The 6,000-nt window shown below is 60.1% G+C and carries 9 protein-coding genes and 1 pseudogene; 8 read left to right on the top strand and 2 right to left on the bottom strand.

Features of this window, described 5'->3' with window-relative positions; translation table 11 throughout:
* Nucleotides 1-29 precede the first annotated feature (29 nt).
* From RFN28_RS11350 to RFN28_RS11375, 6 genes are all read left to right on the top strand, one after another.
* Entirely contained in the window at nt 30-782 is a 753-nt protein-coding gene (locus RFN28_RS11350; protein WP_320287427.1) for a hypothetical protein, read from the top strand.
* Entirely contained in the window at nt 776-1,156 is a 381-nt protein-coding gene (locus RFN28_RS11355; protein ID WP_320287428.1) for a hypothetical protein, read from the top strand. Before RFN28_RS11350 ends, RFN28_RS11355 begins: the two co-directional genes overlap by 7 nt.
* A 9-nt stretch (nt 1,157-1,165) precedes the next feature.
* Nucleotides 1,166-1,858 carry an SOS response-associated peptidase gene (locus RFN28_RS11360; protein ID WP_320287429.1) on the top strand — a complete coding sequence of 231 codons (693 nt, stop codon included), beginning with the start codon at nt 1,166-1,168 and terminating at the stop codon, nt 1,856-1,858.
* Nucleotides 1,859-2,030: 172 nt separating this feature from the next.
* Complete coding sequence (locus tag RFN28_RS11365; RefSeq protein WP_320287430.1) at nt 2,031-2,270, top strand: hypothetical protein; 240 nt, start codon at nt 2,031-2,033, stop codon at nt 2,268-2,270.
* 300 nt (nt 2,271-2,570) lie between these two features.
* Nucleotides 2,571-2,783 carry a hypothetical protein gene (locus RFN28_RS11370; RefSeq protein WP_292114199.1) on the top strand — a complete coding sequence of 71 codons (213 nt, stop codon included), beginning with the start codon at nt 2,571-2,573 and terminating at the stop codon, nt 2,781-2,783.
* Nucleotides 2,784-2,789: 6 nt separating this feature from the next.
* On the top strand, nt 2,790-3,314 hold the full coding sequence (locus RFN28_RS11375) for a hypothetical protein (RefSeq protein WP_320287431.1): 525 nt from the start codon (nt 2,790-2,792) through the stop codon (nt 3,312-3,314).
* 37 nt (nt 3,315-3,351) lie between these two features.
* Here RFN28_RS11375 and RFN28_RS11380 read toward each other — a convergent pair whose 3' ends face one another.
* Nucleotides 3,352-4,230 (bottom strand): ATP-dependent DNA ligase, encoded by an 879-nt coding sequence (locus RFN28_RS11380; RefSeq protein ID WP_320287432.1) that lies wholly within the window; start codon nt 4,228-4,230, stop codon nt 3,352-3,354.
* 161 nt (nt 4,231-4,391) lie between these two features.
* Between RFN28_RS11380 and RFN28_RS11385 the strand changes: the two are divergent.
* Both RFN28_RS11385 and RFN28_RS11390 read left to right on the top strand, forming a co-directional pair.
* Nucleotides 4,392-4,550 (top strand): annotated as a pseudogene (locus tag RFN28_RS11385) (DUF3606 domain-containing protein); the annotation flags it as partial.
* A 254-nt stretch (nt 4,551-4,804) separates the two neighbouring features.
* Nucleotides 4,805-5,086: a hypothetical protein gene (locus tag RFN28_RS11390; protein WP_320287433.1), complete on the top strand. Its 282-nt coding sequence runs from the start codon at nt 4,805-4,807 to the stop codon at nt 5,084-5,086.
* A gap of 493 nt (nt 5,087-5,579) precedes the next feature.
* Here RFN28_RS11390 and RFN28_RS11395 read toward each other — a convergent pair whose 3' ends face one another.
* Nucleotides 5,580-5,921, bottom strand: a complete 342-nt coding sequence (locus tag RFN28_RS11395; RefSeq protein ID WP_320287434.1) for a hypothetical protein — start codon at nt 5,919-5,921, stop codon at nt 5,580-5,582.
* Nucleotides 5,922-6,000 lie beyond the last annotated feature (79 nt).

Raw genomic sequence — 6,000 nt, forward strand, 5'->3', positions numbered from 1 at the left:
TTGGGAGGATAGCCACAAGGGAGGCGAAAATGCCACTTCGCTTGATCATCGAGAACGCAACAGCCGAAGAACTTGCTCGCGGTGTAGCCGCCGCAGAGGCGGTTTTCGAAAGCTCTGGGATTTCCTGCGAGGATGCCATGAGCGGCATGCTCGCAGTTGAACTCTGGGACATGAAGGGGTTCCCAGAGGATGCCGAGCCGAGTGAGGAACAGGATGCGGCGGCCACCATCTGGTTCAAGGCTGAGCGCGCCGCCTGCGAGGCGTGCTGCGCCGGATGGCCCGAGGACAAGGTCGTTCGAGCCCATAGGGTTTTGGGGATCGGTCCCGTCGAACCCAGGGTCAAAACGGCCAATCTGGCGACCTGGCCGGACAGGCAGCGGCGCTACCGGGAGATCATTGAACGTCTCGAAACGGCCACCGGTCCTGACCGGCAACTCGACATCGACATCTGCTATGTCATGGGTTGGGTCAATGAACCGGGAACACCAGAAAAGGCGGGCGAGTTGGGTCTGCCCTATCTCACTGGCAACTTGGCTGAGGTTGCGGCCATCACCGAGAAATCCCTTCAGGGCTGGACGATCGAAATCGACCAGGATCCTTGCGACGCGCACATCATCGAGCCGGAGCGCGACGGAGATGACGACGAAGACATGAACGTGGCCGCATGGCGTTGTCCCGATGTCTACCTGCACATGGAGAAGCCACCGGCCAATGCCGCGATTGCGCTGACGCTCGCCGCGATGCGCCTTCAGGCTGACAGCTTTCTGCCCCAGGCATGGTGAGACGAAGCCGCGGCATTCCAACGCCGACGATCATCGACCGCGAGATGCCGCACCAGGTCGCGCTCCCCGACGATCTTTGCACGGACTGCAACTACACGCTCATCATGCGCTTTCTCGGCGAGCGCGGCATCTCATGCAGGACCAGAGCTGTGATCGCGGTCTGGGATGATGGCAAGCAGGAGCAATGGCGGCTGCATTGCTTCGCCGACCCTGCGGCCGCTGCAGCCTTCCTTGACCACTTCGGCGGCATCGTGTTCGATCCGAAGAGAGACAGGGAGAATGGGCGCGCACGTGGCGCCTGGCGGCGGCAAGGCGCTTACGAGCGAATTCTGGAGCTCGGGCCGCTCAGTGTGCCCGAAGCCTTGCGGAACTGAGGTGGAGGCATGTGCGGGCGCTACACCAGATACCTGCCGTGGTCGGAAATCCATCGCCTCTATCGGCTGACAGCGCCGGCCGATATCGGGCGGAACGACGCGCCGCGCTACAACATCGCGCCGACCGATGAAGTGCCGTTCATCACAGCGGCCGATGACGGCAATCACAAGGTTCGCACCGGGCGCTGGTGGCTGGTTCCTTTTTGGGCGAAGGAAATGCCCAAGGCAGCGATGTTCAATGCCCGCATCGAAAGCGTCGACACGACAGCGGCCTTTCGAGACGCCTACAAGTCCAAGCGCTGCCTGGTTCCGGCCGATGGCTATTACGAGTGGACGATCTCACCCGCCGACGGCAAGAAAGACCCCTGGTTCATTTTCCAGCCCAACCATGCGCCTTTTTCATTCGCCGGGCTGTGGGCCTACAATTCGAAGCTCGAAGTCATCAGTTGCACCATCATCACCCAGCCGTCGGCGGCGCCGGTCAACCAGATCCACGACCGCCAGCCGCTCATGCTCGATCCGGCCTATTACGATTCCTGGCTCGATCCCACGACGCCGGCTGGCGACCTGAAGGACATTCTCAGCCACGACATCGATGGGCAGTTGCAGTTCTACCGTGTCGGCAGGGACGTCAATGCAGCCGCCATCAACAAACAGCCCAATGACCACGCCGGGCTGATCGAACCGATAAAGCTGCTATGAGCGACGAACCTGCCCGGCTTGGCGAAATCGTGCCACCACGCGACCATGGCCCGCTTGGGCATGTTTGCGAGCACGGCGGGTGCGGCAAGGATGCCGGTTGGGGCTTTGCCCGACCAAGGCAGACGTCGCATTGGTTCTGTTTCGAGCACCGGAGCGAGGGAGAGAAGTTCCTATGATCAGTCCGCCTAGACGCGCCATTGCCTACCCGGACCGGGAGGTCGACTGTCAGGAAGCAATGGAGCCCGGCTTTCAGGCGATCGTCGACTGCATGCTTGATGTCGGGTGGGCGCGCGGCGAGGTCATGCGTACCCTGCGGCGTCTGATCGCCGCCGACAACATGACGCAGAAGGAAAACGCCAGGGTCGAGGCCGAACTGGCAATCGCGCGGGCGATGATCCGAGCAAGGAAATGAAGAATCCCGCCTTTGTGCAGCGGTTCGAGATTGGCTTGCGCTGAAGCAACTTGTTGTCAGCATACAGGCCGACTGAACGACCTTGACTGCCCACACGCGCTGGATCACTCTTGCACTGTGCCTTGAGAGAATCGGCGCCGGGCACTCTGAGTGTAACGCCGCGTGATAACCGACGACGGGGGAGCCCTTACGTCGTAGACAACGAGCAGCACGGCTGCCCAACACAACTCCTTGAACATCAACTGGCTCGCGGACCCGCTCATGCACGTCTGCGGCCCCATGACTATTTAGGAGAAGACTATGCCTAAATTTGTTGAGTACCAGGACGGTGATGTGGAAGTGACTTCCCGCAAGCCGCTGAGAGGCACGCTGGAGTTGGTCACTGACGATGACGACACGGTCGATATGTTGCTCGACCGTGAAAATGCTGAGTGGCTAATGAGCGCGCTCGCTGAATTCCTCATACAGGGCGAAGGAGACGACATGCCAAAGATTTCAATCGGTAGGCGGTGACACGGCTTGCCCTACCGAGCTAATGGCGGCATCCTCCTAACCATGGGGGATGTTACTGCGAAAAAGCCGAAACTTATCCACGGCAAGGACATGACGGCCTATGGCGTCTTCCGCCTTGCTGAGACCTACAGGATGAGCGCCGACGCTCTGGCGCAGATCGGGCCGCAGATGTCGGACCATCCCCGGAGGCTCCTCTACTTCCAGGCATTGGAAAACTACCTGCGAAGTTTCCAGCTACTCGGCGGCACGACGCCGGAGGATGTGCGGGACTACAACCACAACTTTGCTGCCAGGCTAACAGCCTGCAAGGCCTTAGGGCTGCAATTGCCAAAAGAGGTCCAAGATTTCATTCAATCGCCAAAACGGTCGAAGGAATATGTGAGAATCCGATACGACTATAGGCTTGATAAACAGGGTGCACCCTGGCAGGCGGAGCGAACTATGGAGCGGCTTCGAGCGGTAGTGGCTGAGGTCGAAAAGGCCGTCGACCTGGCCGTTCAGGCGTCGAACCCTTCTGCCTCCGGGCCTTAGGCCAAAAAACCGCGCCTGTGAGGTCTTCGACGGATACTCAGCTTCGCTCCCAAAAGTCCTTCAGCGAGGCGTGGCGAAGCTTCTCTTCGCCCTTCAGGAACTTTACCCGGCCGACCAGGCCGGGCTTCAGCCACTCGGCCTTCTCCTTCGCCATCCCTTTCGGCGGCAGAGCGCCGGCCTTGCCCTGCACCCGGTCCCATAGGGCCTGCCGCTTGTCGGCTTTGAAGGTGACGAAGGCGCCGCCCATGTAGCGGCCGTTGTCGGCCATTAGGACCATCGCGGGCTTGCCGCTCTCGCGCTTGACGCCGACGATGTCCATTTCCTTTTCGACGTAGCATTTGATCTTGCGCCAGTTCATCGTCGCGCCGCTGCGGTAAACGCTATCCAGCCGCTTTGACACGATGCCCTCCAGGCCGGCTTCGCAGGCGAGATGAAAGACGGCGTCGCCCGTGCCCGGCAGCGCCTCGCTGAATTGGATATGACCGCCAGCGAGGATGAGTGCCTGCAGGATTTCGAGCCGGTCCTTCAGCACCATGTCGCGCAGATCGTGGCCGTTGAGATGCAGGAGATCGAACGCGACCAGGTAGAGATCCTGCGGTCGCCTGGTGATCGCCGAGCGCAGCGCATGGAAGTCAGACAAACCGGCTTCGTTGGTAACAATCGTCTCCCCTTCGATGATGAAGCCTTCCGCCTCGATCGACTTCGCCTCCGCGGCGAGTGGTCGATATTTGGTCGTCCAGTCTACTCCGGTCTTGGTGTAGAGGCGGATGCCGTCAGCATCCTTGATGAGCTGGGTGCGATAGCCGTCGAATTTGACTTCGTGGCTCCATCCGTCGCCCTTGGGCGGCTGCTCGACGAGCTCGGGCTCCATCGGACGAATGAAGGACAGCCGGGCGCCGCCGACAGGCTTACGCATCGAAACCCCACGCGATACTCGAATTTGATTCAATATCGCACAGACTCAGGCGTTCTGTTAGCGATTGCTGAAAAAGCAGGTTGGAACGTTCGTCCCCTGTGGTGGTTTTCCCTCCCAGGGAGGAACAGCCATGACAGACGACAAGAGCGAGCAAACGGGATTTCCGCGACCGTGACCGCGTTTCGGCAGATGAGGAGTACGAGGTGCGCTATTTCGCCAAGCAGCATCGCATCACGCCCGACCAGGTTCGGGAACTGATCGGCGAACACGGCAACGACCGCAAGACTTTGGAACGCGAGGCCAGGAAATTGCACGGGTGACGACGCTTTCGAACCTTGGTCCACCCATCGTCGGGCACCGACACGGGGGCGACCCTCCCCGCGAACAGGATCACTTCTACAATTGCAGGAAATGCGGCCAGCCCGTCGACCGGCGCGATCTCCGGCAAGTCATTTGGCATGAGCAACCGGACCATGAGCCGCTTGAACTGGATGGTTGATCCAAATTCTTTCGCGAGCGCGGAACAAATTTCACGCATCGAAGTTAGGTAGCGCTGCCCACCGGGACTCATGCGATGCTCCTTGCCCTGGACGATGCGATCTCGACGGCTGTTTTGGCCGGCAGAGGCGCAGACGCGGAAATCTTCGGAGTGATCGATCTCGCCAGCAAAATTGAAGCTCGGATCGGCGCCATCAGCTTAGGGCGCGCCATCCAGTTCGTCGCCAATGCGTCGGTGCTTGGATACAACGTTCGCGGTGCAATCGTCCTGTATGGGGAACCCGGAACGCCAAGCTTGAGGGTGTGGGACTGCGAACACCTTTGGGCGCAATACGGCGGTGCACTTCTCCAACCATAGCGCGAGGCGCCTTGGGAACTGAATATAGCTCCCTGATCGCTGGACACCTTTCTGGCCGCCTCGAGTCCCGTGCAATGCACCTTCATGATCCTGGGGATCGTTATCACCGTTTCGTCGGCGACCGGCGCTCGGGCGCTCGCTGACGAGTGCCTCGAGGAAGGGCTAGAATGGAGCGCTGGTCCGAAACAGCATCGCTCAGGGCGAGTGTCCCGGGGTACACTTGGGCGGCTGCAGCGCGCAGCGAGGATTGCGCCGGCCTAATCATGTTGGTTAAGAATACCGGGAAGCAACTCCGTGCCCTCCAAGTGGGGTGGTTCCGAATGAGCATCTCCGATCCAGACACCGGACCACATATGCCACCATCGCCCCTTCGGGCGATTATGCGATCACTTCAGGACTACGAAGCGAGGGTTGCCTATCTTGAGGCACTGGTGGCCAGGCAGGCGCTGGAAATAGAACGCCTGAGGAGCTTGGTTGGGGATGCCGAAGATCTCTAAAACTCGTCTTCAAGATTTTGGAGAAATGCCCTCGACAGGACAGGGTCGATCCGATCGGCATTCTCGTTCGCCCATTGTGCCCAGGCATCAAACTGCGCTTCGGGCACCGCTTCTGTGCTCGCAATCGCCCTTCGCGCGGCCTCGACATAGGCCCTGATGTCCTGGGCTTGGCGGAAGGCTGCCGCCTCGCCGACCAGCCTATCGATGCGCTCTCTTTCGGCCTCGGCACGCGCCTCTGCTGCGGCGCTGATGGCTTCCTCGTGGCGCCTGCGCTTTTCCTCAATGATCTGCTGCTTGCGTTGGACAGTAAGCGCGATTTTCCCCGCACCTTTTGCCATTGAGTGGGTTGATGCATGAGGTGTCCACCAAAATAGGTGGACACCAAGTTATGGAAGAAGATGAGCAGAAACTGCGGGT

It is taken from the genome of Mesorhizobium album, assembly GCF_033977205.1.
Taxonomy (GTDB): Bacteria; Pseudomonadota; Alphaproteobacteria; order Rhizobiales; family Rhizobiaceae; genus Mesorhizobium; species Mesorhizobium album.